The organism is Streptococcus sp. 27098_8_70, from assembly GCF_041432215.1.
GTDB classification, from domain to species: domain Bacteria; phylum Bacillota; class Bacilli; order Lactobacillales; family Streptococcaceae; genus Streptococcus; species Streptococcus oralis_CP.
The window spans coordinates 1-16,373 of sequence record NZ_JAPVZD010000001.1; the positions used below are offsets into that span (position 1 = coordinate 1).

The 16,373-nt window shown below is 40.2% G+C and carries 13 protein-coding genes; 11 read left to right on the forward strand and 2 right to left on the reverse strand.

Annotation, left to right across the window (positions count from 1 at the left end; all coding sequences use genetic code 11):
- From O3655_RS00005 to O3655_RS00015, 3 genes are all read left to right on the forward strand, one after another.
- The coding region (locus tag O3655_RS00005) for a SpaA isopeptide-forming pilin-related protein (RefSeq protein WP_371641064.1) at nt 1-2,536 on the forward strand (2,536 nt) is incomplete at its 5' end.
- Between the two features lie 593 nt (nt 2,537-3,129).
- The gene (locus O3655_RS00010; protein ID WP_308697448.1) at nt 3,130-6,768 is read left to right on the forward strand and encodes a Cna B-type domain-containing protein; all 3,639 of its coding nucleotides are present in this window, start codon (nt 3,130-3,132) and stop codon (nt 6,766-6,768) included.
- 206 nt (nt 6,769-6,974) lie between these two features.
- Nucleotides 6,975-7,715 (forward strand): class I SAM-dependent methyltransferase, encoded by a 741-nt coding sequence (locus O3655_RS00015; protein WP_308697447.1) that lies wholly within the window; start codon nt 6,975-6,977, stop codon nt 7,713-7,715.
- Nucleotides 7,716-7,797: 82 nt separating this feature from the next.
- Here the strand turns inward: O3655_RS00015 and O3655_RS00020 are convergent, their stop codons facing one another.
- The gene (locus O3655_RS00020) at nt 7,798-8,157 is read right to left on the reverse strand and encodes a DUF3397 domain-containing protein (RefSeq protein WP_000525394.1); all 360 of its coding nucleotides are present in this window, start codon (nt 8,155-8,157) and stop codon (nt 7,798-7,800) included.
- 91 nt (nt 8,158-8,248) lie between these two features.
- Between O3655_RS00020 and O3655_RS00025 the strand changes: the two genes are divergently transcribed.
- From O3655_RS00025 to O3655_RS00055, 7 genes are all read left to right on the forward strand, one after another.
- A complete protein-coding gene (locus tag O3655_RS00025) occupies nt 8,249-9,187 on the forward strand; it encodes a TIGR01212 family radical SAM protein (RefSeq protein WP_308697446.1) in 939 nt (312 codons plus the stop codon).
- A gap of 1 nt (nt 9,188) precedes the next feature.
- On the forward strand, nt 9,189-9,746 hold the full coding sequence (locus O3655_RS00030; RefSeq protein WP_070567047.1) for a class I SAM-dependent methyltransferase: 558 nt from the start codon (nt 9,189-9,191) through the stop codon (nt 9,744-9,746).
- Complete coding sequence (locus O3655_RS00035) at nt 9,739-9,993, forward strand: hypothetical protein (RefSeq protein WP_000361099.1); 255 nt, start codon at nt 9,739-9,741, stop codon at nt 9,991-9,993. The genes O3655_RS00030 and O3655_RS00035 overlap by 8 nt, the downstream gene beginning before the upstream one ends.
- 11 nt (nt 9,994-10,004) lie before the next feature.
- Nucleotides 10,005-12,059 carry a cation:proton antiporter gene (locus O3655_RS00040; protein WP_371641065.1) on the forward strand — a complete coding sequence of 685 codons (2,055 nt, stop codon included), beginning with the start codon at nt 10,005-10,007 and terminating at the stop codon, nt 12,057-12,059.
- 35 nt (nt 12,060-12,094) lie between these two features.
- Complete coding sequence (locus O3655_RS00045; RefSeq protein WP_371641066.1) at nt 12,095-12,979, forward strand: YihY/virulence factor BrkB family protein; 885 nt, start codon at nt 12,095-12,097, stop codon at nt 12,977-12,979.
- A gap of 90 nt (nt 12,980-13,069) precedes the next feature.
- A complete protein-coding gene (locus tag O3655_RS00050; RefSeq protein ID WP_371641067.1) occupies nt 13,070-13,522 on the forward strand; it encodes a MarR family winged helix-turn-helix transcriptional regulator in 453 nt (150 codons plus the stop codon).
- Between the two features lie 13 nt (nt 13,523-13,535).
- Nucleotides 13,536-14,243 (forward strand): B3/4 domain-containing protein, encoded by a 708-nt coding sequence (locus O3655_RS00055; protein WP_371641068.1) that lies wholly within the window; start codon nt 13,536-13,538, stop codon nt 14,241-14,243.
- A gap of 61 nt (nt 14,244-14,304) precedes the next feature.
- Here the strand turns inward: O3655_RS00055 and queA are convergent, their stop codons facing one another.
- On the reverse strand, nt 14,305-15,333 hold the full coding sequence (gene queA / locus O3655_RS00060; protein ID WP_371641218.1) for a tRNA preQ1(34) S-adenosylmethionine ribosyltransferase-isomerase QueA: 1,029 nt from the start codon (nt 15,331-15,333) through the stop codon (nt 14,305-14,307).
- Between the two features lie 147 nt (nt 15,334-15,480).
- On the opposite strand from queA, the gene O3655_RS00065 reads away from it, so the two are divergent.
- The gene (locus O3655_RS00065; protein ID WP_000864592.1) at nt 15,481-16,188 is read left to right on the forward strand and encodes a glucosamine-6-phosphate deaminase; all 708 of its coding nucleotides are present in this window, start codon (nt 15,481-15,483) and stop codon (nt 16,186-16,188) included.
- Nucleotides 16,189-16,373 lie beyond the last annotated feature (185 nt).

Sequence of the window (16,373 nt, forward strand, 5' to 3'; positions counted from 1 at the left end):
CACAAACGGCTCAACAGTAACTGTAACCGATAAAGATGATGACCTTCCACGTAAGATTACCTTCAGCAAGGTTAGCCTTGGTGGAACAGAAATCGCAGGCGCTCAAATCAAGATCTACAAGGGCGACAAGGCAGAAGGCACAGCCGTAGAAAGCTGGACTTCAGAAGCTGGTAAGTCTAAAGACTTGAATTTGGCACCAGGCACTTACACCTTCCATGAGGAAGCAGCCCCAACAGGCTACCTCAAAGTAACCGATATCACTTTCCAAGTCAAACATGACGGCACAGTGGAAGTGACCAATGTTGGTGAAAAAGACTCTAAGGGTGAAGAAAACAAAGTTGTAACCAACGGTTCAACTGTAACTGTAACCGATAAAGATGATGACCTTCCACGTAAGATTACCTTTAGTAAGGTTAGCCTTGGTGGAACAGAAATCGCTGGTGCACAAATCAAGATCTACAAGGGCGACAAGGCAGAAGGTACAGCCGTAGAAAGCTGGACTTCAGAAGCTGGTAAGTCTAAAGACCTCAACTTGGCACCAGGTACTTACACCTTCCATGAGGAAGCCGCTCCAACCGGATACCTCAAAGTAACCGACATCACTTTCCAAGTCAAACATGATGGCACAGTGGAAGTGACAAACGTTGGTGAGAAAGACTCTAAGGGTGAAGACAACAAAGTTGCCACCAACGGTTCAACTGTAACTGTAACTGATAAAGATGATGACCTTCCACGTAAGATTACCTTCAGCAAGGTTAGCCTTGGTGGAACAGAAATCGCAGGCGCTCAAATCAAGATCTACAAGGGCGATAAGGCAGAAGGCACAGCCGTAGAAAGCTGGACATCAGAAGCTGGTAAGTCTAAAGAATTGAGCTTGGCCCCAGGTACTTACACCTTCCATGAGGAAGCCGCTCCAACTGGTTACCTCAAAGTAACGGACATCACTTTCCAAGTCAAACATGATGGCACAGTGGAAGTGACAAATGTTGGTGAGAAAGACTCTAAAGGTGAAGAAAACAAAGTCGTTACAAATGGCTCAACAGTAACTGTAACCGACAAAGACGATGACCTTCCACGTAAGATTACCTTCAGCAAGGTTAGCCTTGGTGGAACAGAAATCGCTGGTGCAGAGATTAAGATCTACAAAGGCGATAAGGCAGAAGGCACAGCCGTAGAAAGCTGGACTTCAGAAGCTGGTAAGTCTAAAGATCTCAACTTGGCCCCAGGTACTTACACCTTCCATGAGGAAGCAGCTCCAACAGGCTACCTCAAAGTAACCGATATCACTTTCCAAGTCAAACATGACGGCACAGTGGAAGTGACAAATGTTGGTGAAAAAGACTCTAAAGGTGAAGAAAACAAAGTCGTAACCAACGGCTCAACAGTAACTGTAACCGATAAAGACGATGACCTTCCACGTAAGATTACCTTCAGCAAGGTTAGCCTTGGTGGAACAGAAATCGCTGGTGCACAAATCAAGATCTACAAGGGCGACAAGGCAGAAGGTACAGCCGTAGAAAGCTGGACTTCAGAAGCTGGTAAGTCTAAAGACTTGAACTTGGCACCTGGCACTTACACCTTCCATGAGGAAGCAGCTCCAACAGGCTACCTCAAAGTAACCGACATCACTTTCCAAGTCAAACATGACGGCACAGTGGAAGTAACCAATGTTGGAGAAAAAGACTCTAAGGGTGAAGAAAACAAAGTTGCCACAAACGGTTCAACTGTAACTGTAACTGATAAAGATGATGACCTTCCACGTAAGATCACCTTCAGCAAGGTTAGCCTTGGTGGAACAGAAATCGCTGGTGCAGAGATTAAGATCTATAAAGGCGACAAGGCAGAAGGCACAGCCGTAGAAAGCTGGACTTCAGAAGCTGGTAAGTCTAAAGATCTCAACTTGGCTCCAGGCACTTACACCTTCCATGAGGAAGCAGCTCCAACTGGTTACCTCAAAGTAACGGACATCACTTTCCAAGTCAAATACGACGGCACAGTGGAAGTGACAAATGTTGGTGAGAAAGACTCTAAAGGTGAAGAAAACAAAGTCGTAACCAACGGCTCAACAGTAACTGTAACCGACAAAGACGATGACCTTCCACGTAAGATCACCTTCAGCAAGGTAAATCTAGCGGGTGAAGAAATCGCGGGTGCAAAAATCCAAATTTTCCGTGGAGAAAAAGTTGCAGGTAATCCTGTGGCTGAATGGACTTCAAAAGCCAAACAATCACATGTACTTGATTTGACTCCGGGAGTATATACTTTCCATGAAGAGGCCGCTCCAACTGGATACTTAGCAGTAACAGATATTACATTCCAAGTTAACTACGACGGAACTGTAACAGTGGTAAATGCTAGTGGAAATCAGGTTGAGTTTAAGGATGGTAAGTTAGTAGTAACGGACCAAACTGAACCAGAAAATCCTAACCTACCAAACACTGGAAGCGAATCTGGACAAGCTGCATTAGCAGCAGGTTTAGCTCTTCTAGCTTTAGGTGCAGGTCTTGTTGCAACTAAACGAAGAAAAGAAGACTAATCTCATTTAGTAGCCAATAAGTACAGTAAAGAAAGATCAGGGATAACCCCCTGGTCTTTTTTCTATGATTCAGAATAATGAAATATGATAAATTAAACTATTTACCAGTATGGTATATGACTATTGCTAAATCTCTTCTGATTTTTACTTATATAAAATAGTTTGGATAATTATTAAGGTGTATCAAACTTATAAATAAATGGAACGTTTTGTGCATTGTTCCTTTCTGTTTGTTTAAAAGAGAAGTTGTTCGTAAGTGTTCACTATACTTAAAGAAACTTCAGTCTGATGAAAGAATTAATTTTTATGGCAGTAATTTTACACTGTGTCAATATTTTCAAAAGGCAATAACCTCATAATATTACAAAAAAAGTTAATTTTGTTTTATAATGAAATTAAAGGAGGTTTCTATATTAAGAATAGAACAAATATGGTAAATATTGCACTCACATATAGTTATGAAACATATTAATATGATGTAACTTATTCAATAACCCTCATGGATTTCAACGAATTCGAAAGGAGATGTGTGTTGAGATTTTATAATCATAGTTTGTCGTTTTAATGTTTTCGGTAATTTAGAAAGGAAGATTATGAAGAACAAGAAATTTTGGTTACCCATCCTAACTTCTCTGGCCTGTTTGCTAGGGATGTTCTTTGCTCCAAATTCAGTTCAAGCAAAGGAACTGAAGAACGTTATCAGTAATATTGGAATTTGGGAGGTTGATAATGGTAAGTTTATAAAACCAGATGCGAATGGTGTTTATACACTTTCTCCTGAACATCATAACTACTCAAATTATAAATTCACTGTTGATTACGATTTGAGCGCCTATGATGGTAAATTAGAGGACGGTGATACCTTTACCTTTACTGTTCCGAGCCCTTTAACTGTTAGAAATGAAACTTTTGATTTAAAAGATAAGGAAACAGATCTCGTTATCGGAGAAACTCAAATTGTATCAAACGGGGATAATAATGGTGGTAAGGCGACTATTACATTAAAAAATCTGAAAACCTATCTTGAGAAAAAAGGTGGCTATCAAGTCCAAAACGTTAAAGGAAATTTCTTTGTTGGTTTTAGTTCTAAAAATGAATTAAGCAATGAAACGCTCCGTTTTGATAAGACGGAAACTATAAATGAAATTACCCATCAAATTAAGGTCAAAAAAGGGGAAGCCTCTGATTATTCTGAAGGAATTGGACGTGCTAATTTCAGTAAGTATCATGGTCTGATTTACAAAGAGGATTGGACATCTAGTGCTCTAAATAAGAGTGGACAATATTTACACAGTTGGTATGTTCGAGCTAATCCTAAACAAGCTGCCTATAACAAAATTGAAATTCATGACTGGGTTGACCCAAATGCCTCACCGATGCAGATGATTCCTGAAACATTTAAAGTTACGGCAGGTTGGTACGATAAATCTTATTACTTTAAAGATGAGGTGGTTTTAGAAGCTGGTAAGGATTACCAAGTAAAATGGAATGATTCTTACACAGAATTTACTTTAACAATTAACAATGCATCTTCAATTCTTGCGAAGAACGGGAAACCAGCAGCATTTCGAATTAATTATAAAACAAGTGCTCCAGCTGATGGCACGCAAGTCCAAAACAATGCTGAAATGAAGGGTGATGACCAGATTCTAACATATGACGACTATAGTAATAAGACAGTCGTTAAGCAAATCGGAAACTCAGTCGTTGCTTCTGGTGGTACAATTCAGTTAGAAACAGGGTACCGTATCATTCTTTACAAGGTCGACGAGCTGACTCATGACCGTCTAAAAGGAGCAAAATTCAAGATTACTCCTCCGGCAGGAGCTACGGCTAAAGAGGAAATTGTAACGACAAATGATGACGGAATTGCTGAGTCATCTATTTACTCAGAAAGTGATATCAAGAAAGGGAACTTTACGGTAACCGAGATTGAGGCTCCTGAGGGATATGAGTTGAATCCTACTCCATTTGAGATGACTGTTGGACAAGATGGAGCTATCAAAACAGTTACAAATAAACGTAGCAAAGCTAAAGCTAAGATTAAAGCTAATAAAAAACTTACAGGACGTGAGTTGAAGGCTGAAGAGTTTGAATTCACTTTAACAGACCAAGATGGTAAGGTGAAAGAAACTGTGAAGAATGACAAAGACGGAAACATTGCTTTCTCAGAATTGGAATTCGACAAAGCAGGGACTTATACCTTTAAAATTGCTGAAAAAGCTGGCAGTGATACAGGCATCAAGTACGACACTAAAACTGTTACGGCTACAGTTACTGTAACGGACAAGGGTAAAGGTGCACTTGAAGCAACTGTTTCTTACGATGATGAAAAAGCTTTCGAAAACGCTTATACTCCAGCAAAAACGGAAGTTTCTGTGAAGAAAAAATGGGATGATAAGAACAACCAAGATGGTAAACGTCCATCTTCTATCACAGTTAAATTGCTTGCAGATGGCCAAGATACTGGAAAAACACTTGAATTGACTGAAGCAAATGGTTGGGCTGGAAGCTTCAAAGACCTTGATGCTGATAAAGGCGGCACACCTATCCAGTACACTGTAGTAGAAGTAACTGTTCCTAGTTACACTTCAGAAGTTACTGGTGACGCTGCATCAGGATTCACTATCACAAATAGCTATTCACCAGAAACAGTTGATGTAAAAGCAACTAAGAACTGGGAAGATGCCAACAACCAAGACGGCAAACGTCCGACTAAGATTACAATCAATCTTTTAGCAGACGGTGAGAAAGTAGCATCGAAAGAAATTCAGGCTGCTGCAGACGGAACATGGACTGCTACATTCGAAAAATTAGCAAAATATAAAGCTGGTAAAGAAATCAAATACACTGTAACAGAAGAAGCCGTAGCAGAATACGAAGCTACTATTACAGACTTTACCATCACAAACAAATATGCTCCTAAAGAAATTGACTACAAGGTAACAAAAGTATGGAACGATGCCAACAACCAAGACGGTAAACGTCCTGAGTCCGTAACGGTTCAACTTTACAAAAAAGTAGGAGTTGCAGATCCAGTAGCCGTTGAAGGTAAGAAATTGACCTTAACAGCTAAGGATAAGACAGACGATAACACTTGGGTAGCATCCTTCACCAATCTTCCACAATACGAAGCTGGAAAAGAAATCACCTATTCTATCAAGGAAGTGGATGTACCAGCTGGTTACGAAGCCTCTGTGACTGGTCAAGTAGTGACAAACACTCACAATCCAGATACAGTCATCCTTTCAGGAACTAAGGTGTGGAAAGATAACAACAACCAAGACGGTAAACGTACAACATCTGTGAAAGTTCAAATTCTTAACGGCGACAAGGTTGTTCAAGAAATTGAAGTTTCAGAAAAAACTGGCTGGAAGTTCGAATCTAAAAAACTTCCTAAGTATAAGAATGGTAAAGAAATCAAGTATACTGTCAAAGAAACTGCTATGACAGAATACAAAGCAACCATCACTACAGATAAGGATGGCAAGTACACCATTACCAATGAATATACACCAGAAAAAATTGCTGTAAGTGGACAAAAGACCTGGATTGATAATAACGACCAAGATCGTATCCGTCCAGCATCTATCACTGTCGCTCTTCTTGCCAATGGTAAAGAAACTGGCAAGATAGCAATCGCAACAGCTGAAACAGGTTGGAAGTATGAATTCACTGAACTGGATCGTTACCAAAATGGTAAAGCAATCGAGTACACAGTCAAAGAAGTTGGTGTTCCTACAGGTTACACAGCTACTGAAACTGGTATGAATGTGACCAACACCCACACACCAGAGAAAACATCTGTAAAAGGTAAGAAGATCTGGAAAGATGAAGATAACAAAGATGGCATCCGTCCAGCATCTATCACCGTAAAACTTCTTGCAGATGGTAAGGAAACTGGTCAGACAGCTACAGTGTCAGAAACAAGTGGCTGGACTTATGAGTTTACAGGTCTTGATCGTTATCAAGAAGGTAAGGAGATTGCCTACACTGTTGAAGAAGTGAATGTTCCAGATGATTATACAGCTTCAGTAGAAGGTTACAACATTACAAATACGCACACTCCTGAAAAACCAACACCTGGTAAACCAAATGAACCAGGTAAGCCTAAAAAAGGTGGGGAATTACCTAATACAGGAAGCGAGTCTAACCAAGCGGCTCTAGTAGCTGGGATCGCACTTCTTGGATTGGGAACAGGATTCTTGGCAAGACGCAAAAAAGAAGATTAAGTTTTTTAAACGGTATCTTTCACGAAATGTTGCAACACAGTTTAAAAGTAGAAACAAGTGTCAATGGAAATTGGCACTTGTTCTTTTGTACCTGACCCTGATTCTACTACCAGATACAAGTGGATAGTTGCCACTTACTGAAAAGCTATTGTTTTTGCTACGAAATCCTCTATAATAGGTGACAAATAGAAAAGGAGATGTTGCATATGATTGAAACAAGATTACAAGATAAATTGAAGTCAGGTTTAGAGGTAGAAAATTTTCAAAAAGATGGGGCTATCTATCTGTCTCTTAATCCTGATTATCTATCTGGAGATAATGCTAAATACATGACCATGTATAACCGTATGGCTCGTTGGTATGATATGAGTGAGAAATGGATAGGACCACTTCTCCATGGCAAGGCAATTGATAAGTTGAGAAGGGATCTGATGGGAGAAATAGAATGGAAGGATAATTTATCTGTACTTTATGTCTCTATCGGGACTGGTCAAGACCTACGTTATATTCCTGAGACAATCGACCTGAAAAGTTTAGACTTTGTAGGGGTAGATATTTCTATCAGTATGCTAGAAAAATGCCAGAAATCTTGCGCTAAAAAGACCAATTTGCAACTTTTCCATGCTTGCGCGGAGGATCTACCCTTTGCGGATAATAGTTTTGACATTGTCTACCATATTGGCGGAATCAATTTTTTCAATGATAAGGCCAAGGCTATGCAGGAAATGCTACGAGTGGCGAAGCCAGGGACTAAGATCTTAATTGCAGATGAGACGGCTGACTATGTGGATCAGCAATATAAGAAAAATCATTTTAGTAAGGATTATTTTAAAGACGCTACTGTTGATTTGAGTGAAATTGAGAATGCTGTTCCAAGCGAAATTAAGGAAAAGGAAATGAAACTTCTTTGGGATGGTAAATTCTACGCCTTGACATTTAGGAAATAAGAAAAAGTATTTTGGTAGAGCTTAGAAAGTAAGTATGAAGATAAAAACATTCCCTTAGACAGCTGTCTGAGGGAATGTTTTTTTATGGGAGCATCATCAATTCGACAATCATAGCTATATAGATGATTAAGGTAAGGAGAAAACCGGCTCTCCAGAAGAATTTGATGAATTTAGGGTAATAAAAACTTCGTTTTTTGACAAGGAAAAAGACTACAAGGAGGATTGCTAGGAGAGAAAGTGCGACACCAAGTCGCGGTAGAAAGTTGTGGGTAAAGGCTTTAGCAGTAATCAGATAGTACTCAAATACCAACAGTGGAAAAGCTAGATCCGCGAAATTAAATCCTATTTTCCTAAGTCCGAAAAGCTTGGTGACAATAAAGCAAACCACCAAGGTTAATATCAATAATAAAATAGATGCTATTTTCATTAAAATCATACCCATATTGTATCATAAAAAAACGCTAAAGGAAATGAGAAACAAGGGAATTTGTTGGAAAGTCAGGCTTTTGAGATTGTAGGTGTTTTTTGTTATAATGAAAGTTATGAAATCTTATAATACCTTGAATGATTATTATCGAAAACTTTTTGGAGAAAAGACTTTCAAAGTTCCTATTGATGCGGGATTTGACTGTCCAAATCGTGATGGAACTGTAGCTCATGGTGGTTGTACTTTTTGTACGGTTTCAGGTTCTGGAGATGCCATCGTGGCACCAGATGCCCCTATCCGTGAGCAATTTTATAAGGAAATTGACTTTATGCACCGCAAGTGGCCAGATGTTCAGAAGTACTTGGTTTATTTCCAAAACTTTACCAACACCCATGAAAAGGTGGAAGTGATTCGGGAGCGATATGAGCAGGCTATCAACGAACCTGGTGTAGTGGGAATCAATATCGGAACACGCCCGGATTGCTTACCTGATGAAACCATCGAATATTTGGCTGAGTTATCGGAACGCATGCATGTGACGGTTGAATTGGGCTTACAGACTACTTTTGAAGCAACCTCTGACTTGATTAACCGTGCCCATTCTTATGAATTGTATGTTGAAACAGTAAAACGCTTAAGAAAGTATCCCAAGATTGAAATTGTTTCCCATCTGATCAACGGTCTTCCTGGGGAAACCCATGAGATGATGGTTGAAAATGTCCGTCGCTGTGTTAGGGATAATGATATTCAAGGAATTAAGTTGCACTTGCTTCACCTGATGACCAATACACGGATGCAGCGAGATTACCACGAAGGACGTTTGCAACTGATGAGTCAGGACGAGTATGTCAAGGTCATTTGTGACCAGTTGGAAATCATTCCCAAGCATATCGTCATCCATCGAATTACAGGAGATGCACCGAGAGATATGCTGATTGGTCCCATGTGGAGCCTCAATAAATGGGAAGTGCTAAATGCTATTGAAACTGAGATGCGCCGTCGTGGAAGTGTGCAAGGATGCAAGGCTGTAAAACAGGAGTTTTAAAATGAAAAGACCACTTGAGATGGCACATGATTTTTTAGCGGAAGTCGTGACAAAAGAGGATATTGTTGTGGATGCGACCATGGGTAATGGCCATGATACCCTTTTTCTAGCCAAGCTAGCTAAGAAAGTCTATGCCTTTGATATCCAGGAGCAGGCTTTGGAGAAAACCCAAGAGCGTTTGGATCAGGCAGGTATGACAAATGCCCAGTTAATCTTGCAAGGTCATGAGACACTAGACCAGTTTGTGACAGAAGCTAAGGCAGGGATTTTTAATCTGGGTTATCTGCCTTCTGCTGACAAGTCCGTCATCACCCAACCTCAGACTACTATCGAAGCATTAGAAAAGCTGTGTCATTTGCTTGTCAAAGGGGGACGGATTGCGATCATGATCTACTATGGTCATGAAGGAGGAGATACTGAGAGGGATGCTGTATTGGAGTTTGTTAGCCAGTTGAACCAACAAGAGTATACAGCTGCCATTTATCGGACTCTCAACCAAGTTAATAATCCCCCGTTTTTAGTTATGATTGAGAAATTAGAAAGATATAGACATGGATAAGCAATACCTACGTGAGAAATTAGAGGCTATGCGCCAAAATTTTGTTGAGTCAACGCAGCATGAGCGAGCGGTTGGAGTACTCGACGAAGAGCATATGAGTAAGAAAATGCTTAAAATCAAAAAAAAATTAGTGGCTCTTGAAATGGAACGATGCCAGAAAAAAATTGAGCACAAAGACTGTTCTAAGATTGATCAGAAAATTCAAGAGCAAAAGGAGATTTTTGAATCTTGCTGTAAAAAAGACTAAGGAGGAATTGCGTGGAATTACTCATTTACCTGATTCTATTTTTATTTGTCTTAATTGTTTCCAGTACGACTAATAAACTCTTGCCTTTTTTGCCCCTCCCCCTAGTACAAATTCTTTTGGGAATTGGCATTGGTCTCTTTTTGCCAAATACTGACTTTCATCTCAATACCGAGCTGTTTTTGGCAGTTGTTATTGGTCCCCTACTCTTTCGAGAAGCTCAAGAAGCAGATATTACATCTGTTTTAAAACACTGGCGCATCATTGTTTATTTAATTTTTCCAGTGATTTTCATCTCTACCCTGAGTTTGGGATCCTTGGCTCATTTCCTTTGGCTCAGCCTTCCCTTAGCTGCCTGCGTGGCTGTTGGGGCAGCGCTTGGTCCGACGGATTTAGTTGCCTTTGCTTCTCTTTCTGAGCGTTTTAGTTTCCCAAAGCGGGTTTCCAATATCCTCAAAGGAGAAGGACTTTTAAATGATGCTTCTGGTTTGGTTGCCTTTAGGGTGGCTCTGGCTGCCTGGACAACAGGCGCTTTTTCCCTCAGTCAGGCTGGAACTTCCCTAGCGCTTTCTATCCTTGGTGGTTTTGCGGTCGGCTTTGTGACGGCAATGATCAATCGTTTCCTACATACATTTTTACTGAGTGTGCGAGCGACGGATATAGCGAGTGAACTTTTGCTTGAATTGAGTTTGCCTCTTATGACCTTCTTTATCGCCGAAGAAATCCATGTTTCAGGGATTATCGCAGTTGTAGTTGCAGGGATTCTGAAGGCCAGTCGTTTCAAGAAAATTACACTCCTCGAAGCCCAAGTTGATACCGTTACTGATACTGTTTGGCACACCGTGACCTTTATGCTAAACGGATCAGTCTTTGTTCTCTTGGGAATGGAATTAGAGTTGATAGCAGAGCCGATCTTGTCTAATTCTCTCTACAATCCCCTTCTTTTACTGCTTTCAGTTGTCGTTCTGACCTTCTTGCTTTTTGCAATCCGCTTTGTCATGATTGCTGGTTTTTACTTTGTGAGGACGCGTCGACTTAAGAAAAAAATTCATAAGTACATGAAAGATATGCTTCTTTTGACCTTCTCTGGTGTCAAAGGGACAGTATCTATCGCGACCATTCTCCTCATACCAAGTCATTTGGAGCAGGAATATCCTCTGTTACTCTTCCTTGTAGCAGGTGTCACGCTATTAAGCTTTCTAACAGGTCTCTTAGTTCTTCCCCACCTTTCCGAGGAACAAGAAGAAACAAAAGATTACCTCATGCACATTGCGATTTTAAATGAGGTCACAGCAGAATTAGAAAAAGAACTGGAAGGGCATAAGAATAAACTTCCCCTTTATGCAGCTATTGATAATTATCACGGTCGAATTGAAAACCTAATCCTTAGTCAAGAAAACAAAAGTGCCCAAGAGGATTGGGAGGCTTTAAAACTCCTCATCTTGAGTATCGAAAGCGATGGTTTGGAGCAGGCTTACGAGGAGGGGAAAATCGGTGAACGTGGTTATCAAGTTTATCAACGCTATCTGAAAAATATGGAGCAGAGTATCAATCGCAAGGTGGCTTCTCGCCTAACATATTACTTCCTTGTGTCGCTCCGTATCTTGCGTTTTCTCCTGCATGAATTGCTAACTTTTGGGCAGACCTTCCGTAGTTGGAATGACAAGGAGCAACGTCGCCTTCGAGCTCTTGACTATGATCAAATATCCGAACTCTATCTGGAGAATACGGAGTTGATTATCGAAAGTTTGGAAAACCTAAAAGGAATCTACAAGAGTAGTCTGATTAGCTTTATGCAGGAGTCTCGCTTGCGTGAAACAGCTATTATCGGTAGTGGTGCCTTTGTCGAACGTGTTATCAATCGTATTAAACCAAACAATATCGATGAAATGCTAAGAGGTTACTATCTAGAACGTAAGTTAATCTTTGAATACGAAGAGAAGAAATTGATTACGGCCAAGTATGCCAAGAAATTACGGCAAAATGTCAATAATCTTGAGAATTATTCTTTAAAAGAAGCCGCAAATACCCTACCCTATGATATGATGGAATTAGTCAGAAGAAATTAGTTTAGAAAATCAAAGTGTATTAGGAGGATCGCAACATGAAAAAGTGGTGGAAAGAGCTGATGGAACGGCCCTTATTGAAAGCTTTTTTACATTTTTATCAAGCTTCCGATAGTGAACTGACCAGTGTTGCGGTTGCCTACTATTGGTTGGTTTCAATCTTCCCCTTGCTGATGATAGTGGTCAATATTTTGCCCTACTTTCAAATTCCGATTTCAAATTTTTTACTCACCATCAAGGAATTTGTACCAGATACAGTCTATGATGTGGTTGCAAAGATTGTCCGAGAAGTCCTGACTCAACCATCGACTGGTTTGCTGAGTTTTGCAGTCTTGTCTGCACTTTGGACCTTCTCGAAATCAATGGATTTTCTCCAAAAAGCTTTTAATAAGGCTTATGGAGTGGCCAAGAGCCGAGGAATTATCTCCCATCAACTCATGAGTTTACTTGTTAGCTTTGGCTTGCAAATTCTTTTTGCCTTAGCCTTATTTTTGAGTATGTTTGGGCGTATGTTGCTCAACCTCCTCAAAACTTACTGGCAATCAGACAGTCCTTTCTTTGATTATCTACAGGACTTTACAGGCCCTTTGATTTATGCCTTGCTCTTTGCCATCTTGGTCATGCTCTACTATTTCCTGCCAAATGTCAGAGTCTCTCGTATTCGCTACGTTTTTCCTGGTAGTATCTTTGTTTTGCTGACGCTTGTCTTTCTTTTGAATATTTTTTCTGTCTATTTCAATAACTATGTCAACCATCTGGTCGATGTCCGATTTTTTAGTTCCATTATCGTGGTGGTCATGATGTTCTGGTTTATTCTCATCGCAAAGATTTTAATTATCGGAGCAGTTATCAATGCCAGTGTGCAGAGTTTGAAGGATCCAAAGTTTCGTGGTAACACATTCATTTTAAAGAATGGAGAATAATAAAAAGACGCTTTGAAAACAAAGTGTCTTTTTATTGCATTTGCAATAAAAATATGCTATTCTATCTTCATAGATCCGAAAGGAGGAAACATGTCATTATTACGCGAAATCGGAATTATAGCCCGCGCCTTGGACTCTATTGCAAATATCGAATTTCGTGATATAGACCTAGCTCGTGGTCAGTATCTTTATTTGGTTCGAATCAAGGAAAATCCAGGTATTATCCAAGAAGCTTTATCAGATTTGCTAAAGGTTGATCGCTCAACTGTTGCCCGTTCTGTAAAAAAACTAGAAGAAAAGGGATTGGTAGAGCAAAGAGCAGCTGTGGATAATCGAAAAAATAAGGAGTGGTTTGTTACAGAAAAAGGTGAGAGCCTCTATCCTTTTATTCTAGCTGAACATCACTACTCGGAGAATTCAGCCTTAAAGGGATTTTCTAAGGAAGAAGCCAATGAACTGGAAAAGCAACTGATCCGAGTTAGAGAAAATATTACGAGTGATTGGGAAATGGTTAAAAAAGGCCTGAAAAGAAATTATTTTTAATAAGAGGTGAAAGATGAAAGTTATCGTTGAAAATGAATTTTGGCACTTATTTCCAGAAGGACAAATTAGTGTTTTAGTAGTCAAGGGATTAGATAATACAGTTGATGAAAGCAAGGATTCCTATTTCAAAACCTTGCTAGATAAGGGAGCTAAACGAGCTGAGGATTTCATTTCGGATGAGAATTTTACTCAGAATGATGTCATTCAAGAATGGCGTCAGGCTTTCAGCAAGTTCAAAACGAAAAAGGGAGCACGCTCCTCTATAGAAGCTCTACTTAAAAGGGTCAGTCAGGGAAGAGAGTTTAATCCCATCAATCCCTTAGTAGACATCTATAATAGTGTCTCTCTATCTTATGCTGTTCCCTGTGGTGGCGAGGATGTGAACAAGATTGTAGGCAATCTTCATCTTGGTCAGGCCAAGGGAGGAGAACCTTTCTTTCCACTAGGAGCTGAAAACGATGCGCCTGCTTTACCTGAAGAGATCATCTATTATGATGATGAGGGAGCAGTCTGTCGTTGTTTAAACTGGCGTGAAGCTCAGAGAACCATGTTGACAGAAGAGACGAAGGATGCTGTCTTGGTCATTGAAGCGATCAATGGTGAACAGGCGGCGCGTGCTCAGTCTGCCATGCAAGAATTACAGGACTTGGTAAAGGACTACTTTGGTGTTCAAGGCAAACTGGTTCATCTGACTTCTGAGTCCCCAGAAATTACACTTTAAACAGAAATAGCCCTGTCATCTCTTAGGAATAAACTATCCTAAAGAAATGATGGAGCTATTTTTAATAGATAAACATGGCATCACCGAAACTGAAGAAACGGTAGTGTTCTTGAATAGCGTGCTGGTAAGCATCTAAGACTAATTCACGGCCTGCAAAGGCAGAAACCAACATGACGAGGGTTGATTTGGGCAGGTGGAAGTTGGTTGAAAAAGCATCCACGACCTTCCATTCGTAACCAGGTTTGATAAAGATATTGGTCCAACCAGAATCTGCTTGGATTTGCCCATTAAACTTGGAACCGATGGTTTCCAGTGTGCGGATAGAAGTGGTTCCTACAGCGATGACGCGACCTCCATTTTCCTTAACAGAGCGAAGGGTGGCAGCTGCTTCCTCAGAAAGTTGGTAGAATTCGGAGTGCATTTCGTGTTCGTCCAGATTGTCAACAGAAACAGGGCGGAAAGTTCCGAGTCCGACGTGAAGAGTGAGATAGACTAGATGGACACCTTTGGCTTGGATTTCTGCTAGCAGTTCTTTGGTGAAGTGGAGGCCAGCAGTCGGTGCTGCAGCAGAGCCACTTTCCTTAGCGTAGACGGTTTGATAACGTTCACGGTCATCTAGTTTTTCGTGGATATAGGGTGGTAGTGGCATTTCACCCAGACTTTCCAAAACTTCTAGGAAAATTCCTTGGTATTCAAAGCGGACAATACGGCCTCCGTGGGTCAATTCTTCCGTAACGACAGCGCTGAGACGACCATCTCCAAAGCTGACGCGAGTACCGACCTTGAGGCGTTTGGCAGGTTTAGCGAGAACCTCCCACTCATCTCCAGCAGTATTTTTGAGCAGGAGAAGCTCCACATGACCTCCTGTTTCTTCCTTTTGACCATAAAGGCGGGCAGGGAGAACACGGGTGTCGTTCATGACAAGGGCATCACCTGGTTCCAACATATCGATGATGGAGTGGAAGTGCTTATCCTGCATTTCTCCCCTCTCCCGGTTTACGATGAGGAGCTTGGAGGCATCACGTTTTTCAAGTGGTGTTTGGGCAATCAAATCCTCAGGCAAGTGGAAATCAAAATCAGCTGTATTCATTTTTTTCATCATTCTTTCTAACTTCTAATTTTATCCATTATAACATGTTTCAAGTTTGGACGCTCTTTTTTTGGAAAATAAATCGTTTTCACTTGACAAAAATTGGTCTATACCATATAATGAATATAGAAATATGGAGGATATAAAATGAAAGTTATTAAAGTTGAAAACCAAATTGAAGGTGGAAAAGTGGCTTTTGAAATTTTGAAGGAAAAGTTGGCCAATGGTGCTCAAACATTAGGACTTGCGACAGGTAGCAGTCCGCTTGAGTTTTACAAGGAAATCGTTGAGAGTGACCTTGATTTTTCAAATCTAACCAGTGTAAACCTCGATGAGTATGTGGGACTTGATGGAGACAATCCACAATCTTACCGTTACTTCATGCAAGAAAACTTGTTTAACCAAAAACCATTTAAAGAAAGTTTTTTGCCTCGTGGGGTTAAGGACAATGCTGAAGCTGAAGTTGAACGCTACAACCAAATTTTGGCTGACCATCCAGTTGATTTGCAAATCTTGGGAATTGGTCGCAATGGACATATCGGCTTTAACGAGCCAGGAACTCCATTTGATAGCCAAACACATCTAGTCGAACTTGACCAGTCTACAATCGAAGCTAATGCTCGCTTCTTTGACAAGATTGAAGATGTTCCAACTCAAGCCATTTCAATGGGAATTAAAAACATCTTGGATGCCAAGTCTATCCTTCTCTTTGCTTATGGTGAGTCGAAAGCAGAAGCCATTGCTGGAACAGTTTCAGGCCCAGTAACTGAAAGTCTACCAGCAAGTAGCCTACAAAACCACCCTGACGTGACCATCATTGCAGATGCAGAAGCTCTTAGCTTACTTGAAAAATAAAAATTACATGAACCACTTGCTCTTTGGAGTGAGTGGTTTTGTAATAATACTGAAAATATAAATCAAAAAATCATTGCAGTTTCATTATATTAATTTAAAATAGTTTTTAATTACTAATTTTTAAAGAAATAAAGTAAATTTTTGGGATTTTTCACTAGCAGACAAATAAAAAATACTGTATAATA

What these genes read in the sequence shown, in the direction of transcription:
- O3655_RS00055 (WP_371641068.1), top strand. Translation starts at nt 13,536, where the DNA reads ATGAAAGTTATCGTTGAAAATGAATTTTGGCACTTATTTCCAGAAGGA.
- O3655_RS00030 (WP_070567047.1), top strand. Translation starts at nt 9,189, where the DNA reads ATGAAAAGACCACTTGAGATGGCACATGATTTTTTAGCGGAAGTCGTG.
- O3655_RS00035 (WP_000361099.1), top strand. Translation starts at nt 9,739, where the DNA reads ATGGATAAGCAATACCTACGTGAGAAATTAGAGGCTATGCGCCAAAAT.
- O3655_RS00010 (WP_308697448.1), top strand. Translation starts at nt 3,130, where the DNA reads ATGAAGAACAAGAAATTTTGGTTACCCATCCTAACTTCTCTGGCCTGT.
- O3655_RS00065 (WP_000864592.1), top strand. Translation starts at nt 15,481, where the DNA reads ATGAAAGTTATTAAAGTTGAAAACCAAATTGAAGGTGGAAAAGTGGCT.
- O3655_RS00020 (WP_000525394.1), bottom strand. Translation starts at nt 8,157, where the DNA reads ATGGGTATGATTTTAATGAAAATAGCATCTATTTTATTATTGATATTA.
- O3655_RS00015 (WP_308697447.1), top strand. Translation starts at nt 6,975, where the DNA reads ATGATTGAAACAAGATTACAAGATAAATTGAAGTCAGGTTTAGAGGTA.
- queA (WP_371641218.1), bottom strand. Translation starts at nt 15,333, where the DNA reads ATGAATACAGCTGATTTTGATTTCCACTTGCCTGAGGATTTGATTGCC.
- O3655_RS00045 (WP_371641066.1), top strand. Translation starts at nt 12,095, where the DNA reads ATGAAAAAGTGGTGGAAAGAGCTGATGGAACGGCCCTTATTGAAAGCT.
- O3655_RS00025 (WP_308697446.1), top strand. Translation starts at nt 8,249, where the DNA reads ATGAAAGTTATGAAATCTTATAATACCTTGAATGATTATTATCGAAAA.
- O3655_RS00050 (WP_371641067.1), top strand. Translation starts at nt 13,070, where the DNA reads ATGTCATTATTACGCGAAATCGGAATTATAGCCCGCGCCTTGGACTCT.